This window comes from Streptomyces sp. NPDC090025, assembly GCF_044748125.1.
In the GTDB taxonomy this organism is placed as follows: domain Bacteria; phylum Actinomycetota; class Actinomycetes; order Streptomycetales; family Streptomycetaceae; genus Streptomyces.
The window spans coordinates 13,689-31,042 of record NZ_JBIVFL010000009.1 but is presented as its reverse complement, the minus strand read 5'-3'; the positions used below and the strand labels follow the sequence as shown (position 1 = coordinate 31,042).

Below are 17,354 nucleotides of genomic sequence, written 5' to 3'. Positions count from 1 at the left end.
GGCGCAGGACGACGCCAACGTGCTGGCGCTCCAGCAGCAGGTCCGGCAGTTCGGCAACAACGTCGACGTGCTCGCGCCCGGCGCGTTCGTGTCGATGGTGATCCCGCTGCTGGTCTTCTTCGCCTTCCAGCGGCAGTTCGTCAGCGGGGTGATGGCGGGCGCGGTGAAGTGACCCCGTAGGGGCGGGCGGGCGTACGGCGAGCCGCCCGCTCACGCCTTGAGCGCGGCCACCGCCGACCGGGCCAGATCGTCCAGGTACTTCTTCGGCGGCTCGGTGCGCACCACCACGAGCCGCCAGTACAGCGGGCCGACGATGAGGTCGAGGGCCCGGTCGGGGTCGGCGCCCGTCGGCAGCTCGCCGCGCTCGACGGCGGCGCGGACCACCTGGGCGACGAGGCCCTGCTGCGGGTCGAGCAGGGCCGCCTTCAGGGTGTCCGCGATCTCCGGGTGCCGGGCGGCCTCGACGAGCAGGTCCGGGATGACCTGCGAGGCCACCGGGTGGCGCAGGGCGTGCGAGGCGACGGCGAGCAGCGCGCGGACGTCGCCGTGCAGCGTGCCGGTGTCGGGGGCGGGCAGGCCCTGGACGGCGAAGGCGCCCACCAGGTCGACGACGAGCGAGAGCTTGGACTTCCAGCGCCGGTAGACCGCGGTCTTGCCGACCCCGGCGCGGCGCGCGATGCCCTCGATGGACATCCGGGCGTAGCCGACGGACGCCAGTTCCTCGAAGACGGCGGCCCGGATGGCCTCGGTGACGTCCTCCCGGAGCACGGCGGCGCCCGCGGGGGCGCGCCGGGGGGTGCCCGGGGCTCCGGACCGTGCCGCCGCTCCCGCCGCTCCCGCGCCGCTCGCCGACGATCCCGAGCTGCCCGGACGTGCCGAAGGTGTCGTCATGCACAGGATCTTAACCAGCGGTGACGGACCAGGGGCGTTACGACGACACGGTTGCGTTCCGACGTACGGGCGTCCTACTCTCCCGGTAGCGACGATACGGACCCGTTCCATCGAAAGCGGTGCTCGTGACCCCCCAGACCCTCGCCACCCCGGCGCCCCCCACCGCCGAGGCCCCGCCCGGCGCATCCGGCGCGCCTGACGCATCCGGTACGCCCAGCGCTCCGGCCGCGCTCAGCTCCGCCGAGCTGCGCGCGCTCGCCCAGCGCCACGGCCTGACCGTGAGCGGCGCGCGCCCCTCCCTGCCTGCGTACGTGCGCCAGCTGTGGTCCCGGCGCGACTTCATCACGGCCTTCGCCACGGCCAAGCTCACCGCCCAGTACAGCCAGGCGAAGCTCGGCCAGATCTGGCAGGTGATGACCCCGCTGCTCAACGCGGGCGTCTACTACGTGATCTTCGGCATCCTGATGGACGTCCAGCGGGGCATCCCGGACTATGTGCCGTTCCTGATCACCGGCGTCTTCGTGTGGACCTTCACCTCGCAGACGATCATGACCGGCACCCGCGCCATCAGCGGGAACCTGGGTCTGGTCAGGGCGCTGCACTTCCCGCGCGCCAGCCTGCCGATCGCCCTCGCGCTGCAACAGCTCCAGCAGCTGGTCTTCTCGCTCGCCGCGCTGGTGGGGATCCTGCTCTGCTTCGGCGAGTTCCCGCGCCCGAGCTGGCTGCTGGCGATCCCCGCGCTGATCCTGCAGGCGCTGTTCAGCACCGGTCTCGCGCTGGTCATGGCCCGGCTCGCGGCCCGGATGCCGGACGTCTCGCAGCTGATGCCGTTCGTGCTGCGCACCTGGATGTACGCCTCCGGTGTCATGTGGTCGATCGCCCACCTCACCCACGGCCGCGACCTGCCGCACGCGGTGATCCTGCTGCTCCAGGCCAACCCCGCCGCCGTCTACATCGACCTGATGCGCTTCGCGCTCGTCGAGAGCTTCACGGCGGCGCAGCTGCCGCCGCACGTGTGGGCGCTGGCGGCCGGGTGGGCCGTGCTGACCTTCGCGGGCGGCTTCATCTACTTCTGGAAGGCGGAGGAGGTCTACGGCCGTGGCTGAGCAGACCGTCGGACGAAGCGCGGACACCCAGGGCACCCGCGCCCCCGGCTCCCCCGGCGCCCTCGACCTGCGGGCCCCCGTGCCCGCCCAGGCCGCCGCCCTCACCGCCTCCCCCGCTGTCGCCGGGCGGGCCCCGGAACGTACCCCCACCGTCGTCGCCGACGACGTCCACGTCACGTACACCGTGCAGGGCGGCCGCGGCGGCAAGGGCAGCGCGACCTCGGCGCTGAGCCGGCTGGTGTCCCGGCGCGGCTCCCCCGGGGCCCGCAAGGTGCACGCGGTCAAGGGCGTCAGCTTCGCCGCCTACCGGGGCGAGGCGATCGGTCTGATCGGTTCGAACGGCTCGGGCAAATCGACGCTCCTGAAGGCGGTCGCCGGTCTGCTGCCGGTGAACCAGGGGGCCATGTTCACCCAGGGCACCCCGGCCCTGCTCGGCGTCAACGCGGCCCTGATGGGCGATCTGACGGGCGAACGGAACGTGGTCCTCGGCGGGCTCGCGATGGGCATGAGCCGCCGCGAGGTCGCCGAGCGCTACGACGGGATCGTGGAGTTCTCCGGCATCAACGAGAAGGACGACTTCATCTCGCTGCCGATGCGCACGTACTCCTCCGGCATGGGCGCCCGGCTGCGCTTCTCGATCGCCGCCGCCCGCAGCCACGACGTGCTGCTCATCGACGAGGCGCTGGCCACCGGCGACGCGGCCTTCCGGCGCCGCAGCCAGCGGCGGATCGACGAACTGCGCGCCGAGGCGGGCACGGTGTTCCTGGTCAGCCACTCCAACTCGACCATCACCGAGACCTGCGACCGGGCGCTGTGGCTGGAGTCGGGCACGCTGCGGATGGACGGCCCGGCGGACGAGGTGGTGGCCGCGTACGAGGAGTTCACCGGCGCGGGCGCCACGGCCAAGAAGAAATAGAAGCAAGAAATAGGACAAAGCGGGCTACAGTGCGGAGGGGTGAGCACCCCTCCGCCCCCGCCCCCGCGCGCCCAGGCCGCGCCGCCCGCCCTCACCCGCTCCCCCTTCGCGTCGGAGACCTTCACCTCCGCCACCTTCGTGACCGTCGGCCGCGGCCCCCTGCTCGCCCTCGCCGCCGTCTGGCTGCTCACCCGGGCCGGCATGCTGGTGCTGCTGGTCCGCGACAACCTCGGCATCGGGGGCGTGGCCAGCGAGGTGTACGTCCTCTACCGGCACTGGTACGGCCAGTTCGCACAGGGCACCTTCCCGCCCGGCGACGTCACCTGGCAGTACCCGCCCGGCGCGGGCCTCGTCATCATGGCGCCCGGCGCACTGCCCTGGCTCACCTACTTCCAGGCGTTCGTGCTGCTCGCGCTGGTCGCGGACGCCGTCGTCACGGCCGCCCTGGCCCGCGCCGACAGCGCCCGGCTGACCCACGGCGCCTGGTACTGGACGCTCGGCCTGCCGCTGCTCCTGCACATCCCGCTGGCCCGGTACGACGTGCAGACCACCGCCGTCGCCGTGCTCGCGCTGCTCGCCCTGCGGTCCCGCTCCGGACTCGCCCACCGGTTCGGCGGCGCGCTCGCCGGGCTCGGCGCGATGGTGAAGGTGTGGCCCGCGCTCACCCTGATCGGCACGCCCCGGGGCCGTACCACCCGGGAGGCGTGGACCGCCGCCGCCGTCACCGCCGCCGCCCTGCTCGCCGTCCTCGCGGCGCTGTTCGCCGCACCCCTCGGCTTCCTGCGCCAGCAGGGCGACCGGGGCGTCCAGATCGAGTCCCTCGGCGGCACCGCGCTCGCCCTCGCGAAGGCGGCGGGCGGCTGGTCCGGCTCGGTCCAGTTCCGCTACGGCGCCTTCGAGTACGTCGGACCGTACGTCTCCACGCTCGGGCACCTGGCCCTGCTGCTCACCGCCGTGGCCTTCATCTGGCTGGTGTTCTGGCGGATCAGGGCGCACCGCTGGACCGAGGCGACCCCGCAGGACGCGGCGCTCGCCGCCGTGCTCCTGTTCACCGTCACCAGCCGGGTGATCAGCCCGCAGTACCTGATCTGGCTGCTCGGTCTGGCCGCCGTCTGCCTCACCTCGCGCCGCACCCTGATGCGCCCGGTCGCGGCGCTGCTGCTGCCCGCCGCCGCCCTGAGCGCGCTGACCTACCCCGTCCTCTACAACGACGTGGTGGCCGGCACCTGGCCCGCCCTCGCCGTCCTGACGGCACGCAACCTGCTGCTGCTCGCGGCGGCGCTGCTCGCCGCCCGCCGCCTGTGGACGGCGACCGTCGCCGCGCCCCGGGAGGAGTAGCCCGGCCCGGACCCCACGGTCCTCACGCACACGAAGGGGCGCCCCCGTCGGCCCGTACGGACCGGCGGGGGCGCCCCTTCACCCGTGCACGGATCAGGTGTGGGTACGCAGCAGGGTGCGCATCGTCCGCATCGCGACCGACAGGTTCGCCAGGTCGAAGGCGTCCGAGCCCTGGATCTCCTCCAGGGTGGTGCGCGCCCGGCCGAGCAGCGCCGCGTTCTTGTCCTCCCACGCGTGGAAGCGCTCCTCCGGGGTGGAGGTGCCGTTCCCGGCGGCCAGCACGTCGGCCGTGAGGGCGGCGTGCGCGGCGAAGAGGTCCTCACGGATGGAGGCGCGGGCCATCGACTGCCAGCGGTCGGCCCGCGGCAGCTCGATGATCCGGTCCATCAGGTCGGTGATCTTCAGCCGGTCGGCCAGGTCGTAGTAGACCTCGGCGACGGCCAGCGGGTCCTTGCCCATGCGGTCGGCGACCGCGACGATGTCGAGCGTCGGGAAGGCGGACGAGAACCCGGCGACGCGCAGCGCCAGCTCCTCCGGGACGCCGACCTCGGTCAGCTCGTCCAGGATCGACTGGTACCACTCCAGGTCCGCGCCGCGCACCAGCTGCGGCAGCTTCTCCCAGACCAGCGCGACCCGCTCCGAGAAGAACTCGATGGTCTCGCTGAGCTGGAGCGGCTGCGGGCGGTTGTTGAGCAGCCAGCGGGTGCCGCGCTCGACCAGGCGGCGCGAGTGCAGCCGCATCCGGGTCTGGAACTCGGCGGGCACCTTGTTGTCGAGGTCCTCGACGGCGTCCCAGACCTCGCTGAGCCGGAAGATCGCGCGGGCGGCGGTCTGGGCGCGGACGATCTCCTCGATCGAGGCGCCGGTCTCCTCCCGCAGCCGGTGCAGGAAGGTCGAACCACCGGCGTTGACGGTGTCGTTGACCAGCACCGTGGTGATGATCTCGCGGCGCAGCGCGTGGCCGTCGACGGCCTCGGTGAACTTCTCGCGCAGCTGGGTGGGGAAGTACGCGTGGAGCAGCCCGCGCAGGTACGGGTCGTCCGGCAGGTCCGTGCCGATCAGCTCGTCGGCCACCGTGATCTTGGTGTACGCGAGGAGGACGGCGAGCTCCGGCTGGCTGAGGCCGCGGCCGTTGTTGAGCAGTTCGCGGATCTGCCGGTCGTTGGGCAGGAACTCCAGCGAGCGGTCGAGCGCCCCGTCGCGGCCGAGCCGGCGCATGAAGCGCTGGTGGGCGTGGAGCAGGGACGGCGACTGGGCGACGGCGTTGGCGAGGGCGGTGTTCTGCGCGTAGTTGTTGCGCAGCACCAGGGCGCCGACCTCGTCGGTCATCTCCGCGAGGATCTTGTTGCGCTGCTTGACGGTCATGTCGCCCTCGGCGACCAGACCGTTGAGCAGGATCTTGATGTTGACCTCGTGGTCGGAGGTGTCCACACCGGCGCTGTTGTCGATGGCGTCGGTGTTGACCTTGCCGCCCTCGCCGTCGGGACCGCCGGTGCGGGCGAACTCGATGCGGCCCAGCTGGGTCGCGCCGAGGTTGCCGCCCTCGCCGATGACCTTGGCGCGGACGTCCTGGCCGTCGACGCGGATGGCGTCGTTGGCCTTGTCGCCGACCTCGGCGTGGGTCTCGGCCGAGGACTTCACGTACGTGCCGATGCCGCCGTTCCACAGCAGGTCGACGGGCGACTGCAGGATCGCCTTCATCAGCTCGGCCGGGGTCATCTTGGTGACTCCGGCCTCGATGCCGAGGGCGGCCCGCAGGTGCGCGTTGACCGGGATCGACTTGGCGGTACGCGGGTGGATGCCGCCGCCGGGCGAGAGCAGCGCGGTGTCGTAGTCGGCCCAGGAGCTGCGGGGCAGGTCGAACAGGCGGCGGCGCTCGGCGTACGAGGTGACCGCGTCCGGGTTCGGGTCGACGAAGATGTGCCGGTGGTCGAAGGCCGCGACGAGGCGGATGTGCTCGGAGAGCAGCATGCCGTTGCCGAAGACGTCGCCGGACATGTCGCCGACGCCGACGACGGTGAAGTCCTCGGTCTGGGTGTCGTGGCCCAGCTCGCGGAAGTGCCGCTTGACGGACTCCCAGGCGCCGCGGGCGGTGATGCCCATGCCCTTGTGGTCGTATCCGGCGGAGCCGCCGGAGGCGAAGGCGTCGCCCAGCCAGAAGCCGTAGGACTCGGCGACCCCGTTGGCGATGTCGGAGAAGGTCGCGGTGCCCTTGTCGGCGGCGACGACCAGGTAGGTGTCGTCCTCGTCGTGGCGGACCACGTCGACCGGCGGCACGACCTCGCCCGCGACCAGGTTGTCGGTGATGTCGAGCAGCGCCGAGATGAAGGTCTTGTACGAGGCGATGCCCTCGGCCAGCCACGCGTCCCGGTCCACGGACGGGTCCGGGAGCTGCTTGGCGACGAAGCCGCCCTTGGCGCCGACCGGCACGATGACGGTGTTCTTCACCATCTGCGCCTTGACCAGGCCGAGGATCTCGGTACGGAAGTCCTCGCGGCGGTCGGACCAGCGCAGGCCGCCTCGGGCGACCTTGCCGAAGCGCAGGTGGACGCCCTCGACGCGCGGCGAGTACACCCAGATCTCGAAGGCCGGGCGGGGCGCCGGGAGGTCCGGGATGGCCTGCGGGTCGAACTTCATCGACACGTACGGGTGCGGGGTGCCGTCCGACGACTTCTGGAAGAAGTTGGTGCGCAGGGTGGCCTTGATGACGGTGAGGAAGGAGCGCAGGATGCGGTCCTCGTCGAGGGAGGCGACCTGGTCGAGGGCGCCGTCCAGCTCCTCCAGGAGCCCGTCGATCAGCTCGGTCCCGGCGCGCTGGCGCTCGGGCGCCATCCGGGCCTCGAAGAGGGAGACGAGCAGCCGGGTGGTGTGGACGTTGTTGCGGAGGGTGTCCTCCATGTAGTCCTGGCTGAACGTCGCACCGGCCTGCCGCAGGTACTTCGCGTACGCGCGGAGCACCAGCGCCTCGCGCCAGGTGAGCCCGGCGGACAGGACGAGCGAGTTGAAGTTGTCGTTCTCGGCCTCGCCGGTCCAGGTGGCGGCGAACGCCTCCTGGAAGCGCTCGCGGCCGTCGTCGCCGAGGTAGTCGCCGCTTCCGGCGGGCTTCGGCATCCGCAGACCGAAGTCGTAGATCCAGGCGTGGGTGCGGTCGGAGCAGCGCAGCTCGTACGGACGCTCGTCGGTGACCTCGACGCCGAGGCGGCCGAGCACCGGCAGGACGGCCGACAGGGAGATCTGGTCGCCGGTCTTGTAGATCTTGAAGCGGCGCTCGCCGGAGCCGGAGGCGACCGGCTCGTACAGGGAGAGCGCGAAGTCCTTGCCGCTGTCGGCCAGGGCCTCCAGGTGGACCAGGTCGGCGACGGCGGCGCGCGGCGAGTGGTCGGCCTTGTAGCCCTCGGGGAAGGCGGAGCCGTAGCGGCGCAGCAGCTCGGCGGCGCGCTCCTCGCCGCACTCGGCGTTGAGCGCCTCGGCGAAGCCGTCGGCCCAGGAGCGGGCGGCGTCGGCGAGCCGGGTCTCGATGCGGTCGACGTCGGCGTCGGTGAGCTTCGGCAGCGTGGTGCCGGGCTCGACCCGGATGACGAAGTGCAGCCGGGAGAGGATCGACTCGGTGTTCCAGGCGGTGAAGTCGACGGAGGCGCCGTTCAGCTCCTCCTTGAGGATGTCGATGATCCGCAGCCGGACGCGGGTGGTGTAGCGGTCCCGCGGGAGGTAGACGAGGGCCGAGTAGTAGCGGCCGTACTCGTCCTGGCGCAGGTAGAGCCGCAGCCGGCGGCGCTCCTGCAGGTACAGGACGCTGGTGACGATGGACTGCAGCTGGTCGACCGGGGTCTGGAACAGCTCGTCGCGCGGGTAGGTCTCCAGGATCTGGAGCAGGTCGCGGCCGTCGTGGCTGCTGGGCGCGAAGCCCGCGCCGTCCAGGACCTCCTGGACCTTGCGCTTGACGACCGGCACCCGGCGCACGGACTCGGTGTAGGCGGCCGAGGAGAACAGGCCGAGGAAGCGGCGCTCGCCGATGACGTTGCCGTCGGCGTCGAACTTCTTCACGCCGACGTAGTCGAGGTACGAGGGGCGGTGCACGGTCGCGCGGCTGTTGGCCTTGGTCAGGATCAGCAGCTTGTGCTCGTGGGCCTTGGCGCGGGCGTCGGCGGGCAGCCGGCTGAACGACGGGGACACCGGGTGGGCGTGGTTGTCCTCGCCGCTGTGGTGCGGGTCGGAGCGCAGGATGCCGAGTCCGGTGCCCGGGACGGCGGCCAGGGCGTCGCCGCCCACCAGCTCGTACTCGCGGAAGCCCAGGAAGGTGAAGTGGTCCTCGGCGAGCCAGCGCAGCAGCTCGCGGGCCTCCTCGACCTCGGTCGGGCGCAGGTCGGGGGCGGTGGGCTCGGCGGGCAGGCCGTCGGCGATGCGGATCGCCGCCTCCCGCATCTTCTCCCAGTCCTCGACGGCCTCGCGGACGTCGGACAGGACGCGCAGCAGGTCGCTGGTGATCTGCTTGAGGTCGGCCTTGTCGGTCTCGCGGTCGATCTCGACGTGGATCCAGGACTCGGTGAGGGCGTCGTGCGGCAGCTGGTCCTTGGGCAGCTGCTTGGCGAGCACCTCGATGAGCTTGCCGGTCACGTCACGGCGGACGAGGACCTGCGGGTGGATGACGACGTGGATGCCGCGCCCCTGGCGCGACAGCTCGTTGGTCACCGAGTCGACGAGGAAGGGCATGTCGTCGGTGACGACCTCGACGACGGAGTGGCTGCAGGTCCAGCCGTTCTCCTCCACCGTCGGCGTGTGGACGCGGACGTTCGCGGTGCCCTGGGGGCGGTTCTCCGCGAGGCGGTAGTGCGAGAGCGCGGCGCCGAAGACGTCGACGGGGTCGCGGCCCGTCAGGTCCTCGGGCGCGGTGTGCAGGTAGTAGCGCTGGAGGTAGTCGAGCACGGGCGCGTGGTCCGGAAGCTCCCCGTTGCCCGGCCCTGTCGGAAGTAGCCCCCCGACCGGGCTGTTCTCAGCTACCCGGGCGGCCCGTTCGAGCAGCTCGGCCTTGGCTTCGTCCAGCTTGGTCTGCATGTCCTCTGACTCCTGTCGCGCGCCATTGCGTGACGTCGGTGGAAGAAAGGACACAACGCCACGACGCGGTGGTACCGGTCGAAAGAGACGTTATGCCGCGATGAGAGATGTCCAGGCGCTTCTCAGCCACCCGGGGAAGAAGATCGGCGAACGCGTCGTCGGCCCGGCCGTCGATGCGGGCCGGGCGAGAGCCGGGGGCTGCGTTGCCCCCCTGGCGTATCGCGCTGATCACGGGAAAAGCCTATCGCTCATGACCCCCCGATCGTCATGAGCCTTATGTGTACAAAAGACGGCTGGGAAGTTTGACGATCTGGACAGCGACGAATGGTTCCCGGGGGCATAACGGCAACAGACGGATCGGGGAGTCGTCATGGCAAAGATCTTGATCGTGACCGGGGACGCGGCGGAGTCGCTGGAGGTGATGTACCCCTACCAGCGACTGCTCGAAGAGGGGTACGAGGTCGACATCGCGGCTCCGGCCCGCAAGCAGCTGCGGTTCGTGGTGCACGATTTCGAGCCAGGCTTCGACACGTACACCGAGAAGCCGGGCTACACCTGGCCCGCCGACCTGGCCTTCTCGGAGGTCGACCCCGGCGCCTACGTGGCCGTGGTCATCCCGGGCGGCCGGGCCCCGGAGTACCTGCGCAACGACCCGGAGCTCCGCAAGATCCTGAAGTCGTTCTTCGACGCGGACAAGCCGGTGGCCCAGATCTGTCACGGCCCGCTGCTGACCGCGGCCGTCGGCAGCCTGGAGGGCCGCCGGGTGACCGCCTACCCGGCGCTCGAACTCGACATGCAGGCGGCGGGGGCCAGCTTCCAGGACACCGAGGCCGTGGTGGACGGCCGCCTCGTCTCGTCCCGGGCCTGGCCGGACCACCCGAGCTGGATGCGCGAGTTCCTGAAGGTGCTGCGGGACGTGAAGGAGTAACCGGGGCTCGGGCCCGGTGGCGGGCCGCTCGTCAGACCAGCTCGTCGGCGACGGCGACGGCCTCGGCGAGCGAGTCCACCACCGGGACCCCGACGGACTCCAGGCTCCGCCTGCTGTGCGAGCCGCCGGTGTACAGCACGGCCCGGGCCCCCACGGACAGCGCCGCCACGGCGTCGTCCGCCGCGTCACCGATCACCACGACCCGCTCGGCGGGGACCCCGTCGAGCGCGGCGAGGTGGCGCGCCATGTTCCCGGACTTGCCGTCGGTGGAGTTGTCGGTGCGCCCGTCGACGCGCAGGAAGCGCTCGGTGATCCCGTGCCGGGCCACCAGCGGTATCAGCTCGGCGTGCGGCGCCAGCGAGAGCAGGGACTGGGTGAACCCGGACTCCTGCCGGGCGGCGAGCAGCTCGGCGGCGCCCGCGGTGAGCCCGCAGCCCTCGGCGCGCGCCCAGTAGTGCCGGTGGAAGGCGGTGTCCATGACGGCCCACTCGGCCTCGGTGGGCAGCCGCCCCATCAGCCGCTCGTAGAACTTCGGCACGGGCACCGTGTACAGCTCGCGGTACCGCTCCAGGGTGATGGCCTCGAGGCCCAGCTCGGCGAAGGCGGCGTTGGTCGCGCCGATGACCGCGCCGATGTCGTCGAGCAGTGTGCCGTTCCAGTCCCAGACCAGGTGCTTCGCGTGCGTCCCCATGGGAAAAGACGGTACCGCCCGGCTCCGACAACGGACCCCGGCGGCCCCGGACGACCTCGGGGACCGTGCGCCGCGGGCTCAGCCGAGCAGCGCGGGGATCTCCTGCACGCCGAACCACAGCAGCTCGTGGTCCTCGGCCCCGTCCACCACGAAGCGGGCGTCGTCGTCGCCCTGGTCGGAGGCGCCCAGCGCGGCCGCGGCGGCGGTGACGTCCGCTTCGGCGTCGTCGGCGTCGGCGTGCACGGCCGCGGCCTTGGCCAGCGGCACCGCGGCGGCGATCCTGACCTCGCCGAGGGCGCCCGCGTCGAGCGCGCGGTCCGGGTCGACGGCGGCGTCCTTGTCGGGCACGTCGACCGCGACGACGACCCGGCGGCGGGCGGCCCCGGGGTCACCGGCGATCAGCCGCAGCGACGCGGCGGCGGCACGGTTGAGGGCCGCGTACTCCAGCTCCTCGATGTCGTCGGAGACGTACCACTCGCGCAGGCCGGGGGTGACGGCGTACGCGGTGAGCGGGCCGGGGCCGAGCTCGCCCGCCTTGTGCGCCTGTGCGAGACCGGGAAGGGTCAGAGGTACGTACACGCGCATGGCTTGGCCGCTTTCGTAGTCGGAGACGCCCTCAGGATACGTGCGGAGTCCCCCTTCGGGGGCGTCACCCCGGGTTCCGTCCGGCCGCCCGGCGGACCCGCCGCGAGCGCCGCCGACCGCGGCTCCGGCGGCCTCTCACCCTGATAGGTGAATCGCTCTGCGTGACCGGCGGCGGGCGGGCGGCGCTTGCCCGGCCGGGCGGCAGCCCCGTACAAGATCCCCAACGAAAGTTACCGACCGGTATCCGCCGGTGACGCACCGCGACGAACGGGGACCCGCATGACCAGCTCCGCCCGACGCCCCCTCGGCTCCCGCCCCGGCGGCCCGGCCGGCAGCCACCCGCGCGGCCGCTCCGGCCCGGCACCGCACCGGACGCTCCCGCCGCACGTGATGTTCGCCGAACGGCTGCTGGCCGTCCTGAGCGGGGAGCGCCCGGTGCACTGGATGCTCGGCCACACCATCGGCGAGGGCTACGAACAGCTGGTCCAGCTCGCCCCCGGCACCCCGCTGCGCTCCCTGGGCCCCCGCCCGGTGCTCCGCCACTGCCGGGCCCACCCGCCGGGCCACGGCGACGCCGTCGAGGCGTGCGCCACCATCGCCACCGGCGACCGCGTCCGCGCGATGGCCTTCCGCCTGGAACGCGGCCAGGACCGCCGCTGGCGCTGCGCGGCGGTGGAGCTGGACGGACTGTCGTGACGACCCTCGCGAAGGCGCCGTACGGCCACGGAGAGCCCCGGCAACGGCTCCGGACGGCCGCGCCCCGGTACGACGAAGGGCCGGCCGCCCCTGAAGGCGACCGGCCCCGCGTCCCGCTACCGCTCCCGCTCCCGCGCACTCACGCGGGCGCGTACGCGCTACTTCTTGCGGCGACGCCCGCCCGCGCTCTTCTGCGCCTTGCGGCGCTCCGCGCGCGTCATGCCGTCGCTCTCGTCGGCCGCGCCGCCGTCCGCGGCGAAGTCGCCCTCGACGACCGAGCCGTCACCGTCGACCTTCGGCGCGGTGTAGTGCAGCCGGTCCGGGCGCTGCGGCGCCTCCAGGCCCTTGGCCCGGATCTCCGGGCGGCCGGCGCCCGCCGGGACGGCGTCCTTCTCCAGCGACGGGGAGTCCTGCACCGGGATCTCCTCGACCTGCTGCTCGACCTGGACCTCCAGGTTGAACAGGTAGCCGACGGACTCCTCCTTGATGCCCTCCATCATCGCGGAGAACATGTCGAAGCCCTCGCGCTGGTACTCGACCAGCGGGTCCTTCTGGGCCATCGCCCGCAGGCCGATGCCCTCCTGGAGGTAGTCCATCTCGTAGAGGTGCTCGCGCCACTTGCGGTCGAGCACCGAGAGGACCACCCGGCGCTCCAGCTCGCGCATGATGTCCGAGCCGAGCTGCTGCTCACGCGCGTCGTACTGCTCGTGGATGTCGTCCTTGACGGACTCGCCGATGAACTCGGCGGTGATGCCCGCCCGGTCCCCGGCCGCGTCCTCCAGCTCCTCGACCGTGACCTTCGCCGGGTAGAGCTGCTTGAACGCGGTCCACAGCCGGTCCAGGTCCCACTCCTCGGCGAAGCCGTCGGCGGTCTCCTGGCGGATGTAGTCGTCGATCGTGTCGTTCATGAAGTGCTGCACCTGCTCGTGCAGGTCCTCGCCCTCCAGGACGCGACGGCGCTCGCCGTAGATGACCTCACGCTGCCGGTTCAGGACCTCGTCGTACTTCAGGACGTTCTTACGGGTCTCGAAGTTCTGCGACTCGACCTGGCCCTGCGCGGACGCGATCGCACGCGTGACCATCTTGTTCTCGATCGGCACGTCGTCCGGGACGTTGGCCATGGCCATGACCCGCTCGACCATCTGCGCCTTGAACAGACGCATCAGGTCGTCGCCCAGCGACAGGTAGAAGCGGGACTCGCCCGGGTCGCCCTGACGGCCGGAACGACCGCGCAGCTGGTTGTCGATACGGCGGGACTCGTGGCGCTCGGTGCCCAGGACGTACAGTCCGCCGAGCTCCTTGACCTCCTCGAACTCCGCCTTCACGGCCTTCTCGGCGCGCTCCAGGGCGGCCGGCAGGGCCGCCGCCCACTCCTCGACGTGCTCGACCGGGTCGAGGCCCGCCTGGCGCAGCTCCGCCTCGGCGAGGTCGTCGGGGTTGCCGCCGAGCTTGATGTCGGTACCACGGCCGGCCATGTTGGTGGCGACGGTGACGGCGCCGCGGCGGCCGGCCTGGGCGACGATGATCGCCTCGCGCTCGTGGTGCTTGGCGTTCAGCACCTCGTGCGGCACACCGCGCTTGCTGAGCTGCTGCGACAGGTACTCGGACTTCTCGACCGAGGTGGTGCCGACCAGGACCGGCTGGCCCTTCTCGTGCTTCTCGGCGATGTCGTCGACGACGGCGGCGAACTTGGCGACCTCGGTCCGGTAGATCAGGTCCGGCTGGTCGTTGCGCTGCATGGGCTTGTTCGTCGGGATCGGGACGACACCCAGCTTGTAGATCTGGTGGAACTCGGCCGCCTCGGTCATGGCCGTACCGGTCATGCCGGAGAGCTTGCCGTAGAGGCGGAAGAAGTTCTGGAGGGTGATCGTGGCGAGCGTCTGGTTCTCGTCCTTGATCGCCACCCCCTCCTTGGCCTCGATCGCCTGGTGCATGCCCTCGTTGTAGCGGCGGCCGGCGAGGATACGGCCGGTGTGCTCGTCGACGATCATGACTTCGCCGTCGATGACGACGTAGTCCTTGTCCTTCTTGAACAGTTCCTTCGCCTTGATGGCGTTGTTCAGGTAACCGACGAGCGGGGTGTTCACCGACTCGTAGAGGTTGTCGATGCCGAGCCAGTCCTCGACCTTGGCGACACCGGACTCGTGGATGCCGACGGTGCGCTTCTTCTCGTCGACCTCGTAGTCGCCGGTCTCCTCGATGCCCTTGAGGGGGTTGCCCGGCTCGCCCTTGACGAGGCGGGTGACCAGCTTGGCGAAGTCGCCGTACCACTTGGTGGCCTGGTCGGCCGGGCCGGAGATGATCAGCGGCGTACGGGCCTCGTCGACGAGGATCGAGTCGACCTCGTCCACGCACGCGTAGTTGTGGCCGCGCTGGACGAGCTCCTCCTGGGACCACGCCATGTTGTCGCGCAGGTAGTCGAAGCCGAACTCGTTGTTCGTGCCGTACGTGATGTCGCAGGCGTACTGCTCACGGCGCTGGGCCGGAGTCATGTTCGCGAGGATGCAGCCGACCTCGAGACCGAGGAAGCGGTGCACCCGGCCCATCATCTCGGAGTCACGCTCGGCGAGGTAGTCGTTCACCGTGATCAGGTGGACGCCCTTGCCGGACAGCGCGTTCAGATACGCCGGGAGGGTACCCACCAGGGTCTTGCCCTCACCGGTCTTCATCTCGGCGACATAGCCGAGGTGGAGGGCGGCGCCGCCCATGATCTGCACGTCGTAGTGACGCTGACCGAGGACGCGCTTCGCGGCCTCACGGACCGTGGCGAACGCCTCGGGGAGCAGGTCGTCGAGGCTCTCGCCGTCGGCGTACCGCTGCTTGTACTCGTCCGTGAGCGCCCGCAGGTCGGCGTCGGAGAGGTTGACGAAGTCCTCTTCGATGGAGTTGACCTGGTCCGCGATGCGGTGCAGTTTGCGCAGGATCTTGCCTTCGCCTGCACGCATGAGCTTGTTGAAGACGGACACTGAGGCTGGTCTCCTTGCCGGTCGGGCCTGGCACTGGGTCTTGTCATGACTCGGGCGCGGGCACGGCAGGTGGTCCCCACCGCAACGGCCATCGTAAGCGAGACCGCCCTCGCGGAGGGAGGCCAGCTGTGCCGGAGGCCCCGCTCCCGCTCAGGACGCCGCCCTCAAGAACAACGCTCGACCCCGCCGGAAGGTGCCGCCCCGGCCCGAAAAGTGTTCGCATCGGGCCGGGCGGGTCACCACAATTCCGTCATGGAACCCATCGTGCTCACCACCGACCGGCTCCGGCTGCGCCCGTTCACGGCCGCCGACACCGACGCCGTCCACGCCGCCTGTCAGGACCCCGACATCCAGCGGTGGACCCAGGTTCCCTCGCCGTACACGCGCCAGGACGCCGCACTGTTCCTGACCCGGCTCGTGCCGGACGGCTGGCGCGACGACACGGAGTACACCTTCGCCGTCGAGCCGCTCGACGGCGGCCCGCTGATCGCCGCCGCCGGGCTGCACGCGCGCGGGCTCGGCATCCGCGAGATCGGCTTCTGGATGGTGAAGGAGCACCGGGGCAACGGCTACATGACCGAGGCCGTCGACGCCCTCGCCCGCTGGGCCTTCGGCCCGCTCGGGGTGCACCGGCTGGTGTGGCGTGCCGAGGTCGGCAACCTGCCGTCCCGCGCGGTCGCCGAGCGGGCCGGTTTCGTGATCGAGGCCGTCGAGCGGGCGGGCCTGCTCAACAAGGGCACCGTCCGTGACTCCTGGCTCGGCGCGCTGCTCCCGTCCGACCTGGGGCTGCCGTCGGCGGCGCCGTACCTGCCGTCCCGGGCGGGCGGGAACGGCTGAGCGCGGGGCGGGCCGGTGCCCGGCCGGGTTGTCCGGTCCGGCTGTCGGATCCGCCTGTCGGATGCGGTTGTCCGGTCCGGTTGTCAGTGCCGGGCCCTAGGGTCTGATCATGACGACCGCCGCCCCGCGCCCCGCCGCCGAACTGTCCGCCGACGACGCCCGCCGGATCGCCCTGCGCGCCCAGGGGTTCCTCGGCGCCCCGGACCGCCGGGGCGGGGTGCGCGGCGTGCTGCGCGCTCTCGGGCAGGTCCAGCTGGACACCATCTCGGTCCTCGCCCGCTCGCACGAGCTGATCCCGTACGCGCGCCTGGGCGCGGTCGGCCGCCGCCCCGTCGAGGACGCCTACTGGACCGAGGGCCACGCCTTCGAGTACTGGTCGCACGCCGCCTGCATCCTGCCGATCGAGGAGTGGCCGCACTTCGCCTTCCGCCGCCGCTCCTACCGCGGCCGCCCGCACTGGAACCACGAGCTGGCCGCCGGGGCGTACGAGGCGGTGATCGCCCAGCTGCGGGCCGAGGGCCCGCTGACCGCCACCGAGCTCGGCGGCGCGAAGAACAAGGGCGAGTGGTGGGACTGGTCCGACTCGAAGATCGCCGTCGAGCGGGCGCTGATGTACGGCGAGGTGGTGGTCACCGAGCGGCGCGGCTGGAAGCGGGTGTACGACCTGGCGGAGCGCGCCGTCCCGGACGCGCTGCTGCACGACGACCTGGACGACACCGAGTGCCTGCGGCGGCTGGTCCGGCAGGCGGGCGAGGCGCTGGGCGTCGGGACCCGCTCGGACCTCGCCGACTACCACCGGATCAAGGGCGAGGCGTTCGACGCGGTGGTCGCCGACTCGGGTCTGGTGCCGGTGACGGTGGCGGGCTGGGGGAAGCCCGCCTGGGCCGATCCGGCGGCGCTCGCGACCGAGCCCCGGGGGCGGCACCGTACGACGCTGCTGTCGCCGTTCGACTCGCTGATCTGGGAGCGGCCGCGCACCGAGCGCATCTTCGGCTTCACCCACCGCCTCGAGGCGTACGTGCCGAAGCCGAAGCGGGTGTACGGGTACTTCGCGATGCCGGTGCTCGCCGGCGGGCGTCTGGTGGGCCGGGTGGACCCGGCGCGGGACGGCCGGACCCTGGTCGCCCGCCAGGTCACCCTGGACGGCCCGAAGGCGGTCCCGGCGGTGGCGCGGGCGCTGCGCGAGGCGGCCGAGTGGGTGGGCTGCGACGCGGTGGCGGTGGAGCGGGTGGACGCTCCGGAGCTGGCGGCGGAGCTGGTGAAGGCCCTGGCCTGAGTTTCTTTCCGCTTTTCTTTCCGCCGTCCGTCAGGTCGTTCGTCAGGTCGTCCGTCAGGTCGGCGGGATTTC

Annotated in this window: 12 protein-coding genes and 1 pseudogene; 8 read left to right on the top strand and 5 right to left on the bottom strand. The window is 71.8% G+C overall.

All coding sequences use genetic code 11. The features are described 5' to 3' along the window. Window positions 1-22 precede the first annotated feature (22 nt). Window positions 23-172, top strand: a pseudogene (locus ACIPXM_RS20945) (carbohydrate ABC transporter permease); the annotation flags it as partial. Between the two features lie 38 nt (window positions 173-210). Here ACIPXM_RS20945 and ACIPXM_RS20940 read toward each other — a convergent pair. Beyond that, window positions 211-891, bottom strand: a complete 681-nt coding sequence (locus ACIPXM_RS20940) for a TetR/AcrR family transcriptional regulator (RefSeq protein WP_401657474.1) — start codon at window positions 889-891, stop codon at window positions 211-213. Window positions 892-1,016: 125 nt separating this feature from the next. Here ACIPXM_RS20940 and ACIPXM_RS20935 point away from each other — a divergent pair, with 125 nt between their 5' ends. From ACIPXM_RS20935 to ACIPXM_RS20925, 3 genes are all read left to right on the top strand, one after another. Beyond that, complete coding sequence (locus ACIPXM_RS20935; RefSeq protein WP_401657472.1) at window positions 1,017-1,997, top strand: ABC transporter permease; 981 nt, start codon at window positions 1,017-1,019, stop codon at window positions 1,995-1,997. A gap of 79 nt (window positions 1,998-2,076) precedes the next feature. Further along, window positions 2,077-2,913: an ABC transporter ATP-binding protein gene (locus tag ACIPXM_RS20930; protein ID WP_401657926.1), complete on the top strand. Its 837-nt coding sequence runs from the start codon at window positions 2,077-2,079 to the stop codon at window positions 2,911-2,913. Between the two features lie 39 nt (window positions 2,914-2,952). Continuing rightward, entirely contained in the window at window positions 2,953-4,251 is a 1,299-nt protein-coding gene (locus tag ACIPXM_RS20925) for a glycosyltransferase 87 family protein (protein WP_401657470.1), read from the top strand. Window positions 4,252-4,344: 93 nt separating this feature from the next. On the opposite strand, the gene ACIPXM_RS20920 is transcribed toward ACIPXM_RS20925, so the two are convergent. Further along, complete coding sequence (locus ACIPXM_RS20920) at window positions 4,345-9,303, bottom strand: NAD-glutamate dehydrogenase (RefSeq protein ID WP_401657468.1); 4,959 nt, start codon at window positions 9,301-9,303, stop codon at window positions 4,345-4,347. A gap of 370 nt (window positions 9,304-9,673) precedes the next feature. Between ACIPXM_RS20920 and ACIPXM_RS20915 the strand changes: the two genes are divergently transcribed. Further along, on the top strand, window positions 9,674-10,231 hold the full coding sequence (locus ACIPXM_RS20915) for a DJ-1/PfpI family protein (protein ID WP_401657466.1): 558 nt from the start codon (window positions 9,674-9,676) through the stop codon (window positions 10,229-10,231). A gap of 31 nt (window positions 10,232-10,262) precedes the next feature. Here ACIPXM_RS20915 and ACIPXM_RS20910 read toward each other — a convergent pair whose 3' ends face one another. After that, a complete protein-coding gene (locus tag ACIPXM_RS20910; RefSeq protein ID WP_401657464.1) occupies window positions 10,263-10,922 on the bottom strand; it encodes an HAD family hydrolase in 660 nt (219 codons plus the stop codon). Window positions 10,923-11,000: 78 nt separating this feature from the next. Further along, a complete protein-coding gene (locus tag ACIPXM_RS20905; RefSeq protein ID WP_401657462.1) occupies window positions 11,001-11,507 on the bottom strand; it encodes a DUF6912 family protein in 507 nt (168 codons plus the stop codon). A gap of 279 nt (window positions 11,508-11,786) precedes the next feature. On the opposite strand from ACIPXM_RS20905, the gene ACIPXM_RS20900 reads away from it, so the two are divergent. Continuing rightward, the gene (locus ACIPXM_RS20900) at window positions 11,787-12,203 is read left to right on the top strand and encodes an Rv3235 family protein (protein ID WP_401657460.1); all 417 of its coding nucleotides are present in this window, start codon (window positions 11,787-11,789) and stop codon (window positions 12,201-12,203) included. 158 nt (window positions 12,204-12,361) lie between these two features. Here ACIPXM_RS20900 and secA read toward each other — a convergent pair whose 3' ends face one another. Then, window positions 12,362-15,169, bottom strand: coding sequence for a preprotein translocase subunit SecA (secA, locus tag ACIPXM_RS20895; protein WP_401657458.1), 2,808 nt, complete (start codon window positions 15,167-15,169; stop codon window positions 12,362-12,364). A gap of 252 nt (window positions 15,170-15,421) precedes the next feature. On the opposite strand from secA, the gene ACIPXM_RS20890 reads away from it, so the two are divergent. Continuing rightward, window positions 15,422-16,006 (top strand): GNAT family N-acetyltransferase, encoded by a 585-nt coding sequence (locus ACIPXM_RS20890; protein ID WP_401657456.1) that lies wholly within the window; start codon window positions 15,422-15,424, stop codon window positions 16,004-16,006. Between the two features lie 109 nt (window positions 16,007-16,115). After that, complete coding sequence (locus ACIPXM_RS20885; protein WP_401657454.1) at window positions 16,116-17,282, top strand: winged helix-turn-helix domain-containing protein; 1,167 nt, start codon at window positions 16,116-16,118, stop codon at window positions 17,280-17,282. Window positions 17,283-17,354 lie beyond the last annotated feature (72 nt).

Bases quoted from the DNA above. Each gene is read 5' to 3' on its own strand.
- ACIPXM_RS20905 (WP_401657462.1), bottom strand. From the start codon at position 11,507: ATGCGCGTGTACGTACCTCTGACCCTTCCCGGTCTCGCACAGGCGCAC.
- ACIPXM_RS20885 (WP_401657454.1), top strand. From the start codon at position 16,116: ATGACGACCGCCGCCCCGCGCCCCGCCGCCGAACTGTCCGCCGACGAC.
- ACIPXM_RS20890 (WP_401657456.1), top strand. From the start codon at position 15,422: ATGGAACCCATCGTGCTCACCACCGACCGGCTCCGGCTGCGCCCGTTC.
- ACIPXM_RS20915 (WP_401657466.1), top strand. From the start codon at position 9,674: ATGGCAAAGATCTTGATCGTGACCGGGGACGCGGCGGAGTCGCTGGAG.
- ACIPXM_RS20940 (WP_401657474.1), bottom strand. From the start codon at position 891: ATGACGACACCTTCGGCACGTCCGGGCAGCTCGGGATCGTCGGCGAGC.
- ACIPXM_RS20920 (WP_401657468.1), bottom strand. From the start codon at position 9,303: ATGCAGACCAAGCTGGACGAAGCCAAGGCCGAGCTGCTCGAACGGGCC.
- ACIPXM_RS20910 (WP_401657464.1), bottom strand. From the start codon at position 10,922: ATGGGGACGCACGCGAAGCACCTGGTCTGGGACTGGAACGGCACACTG.
- ACIPXM_RS20900 (WP_401657460.1), top strand. From the start codon at position 11,787: ATGACCAGCTCCGCCCGACGCCCCCTCGGCTCCCGCCCCGGCGGCCCG.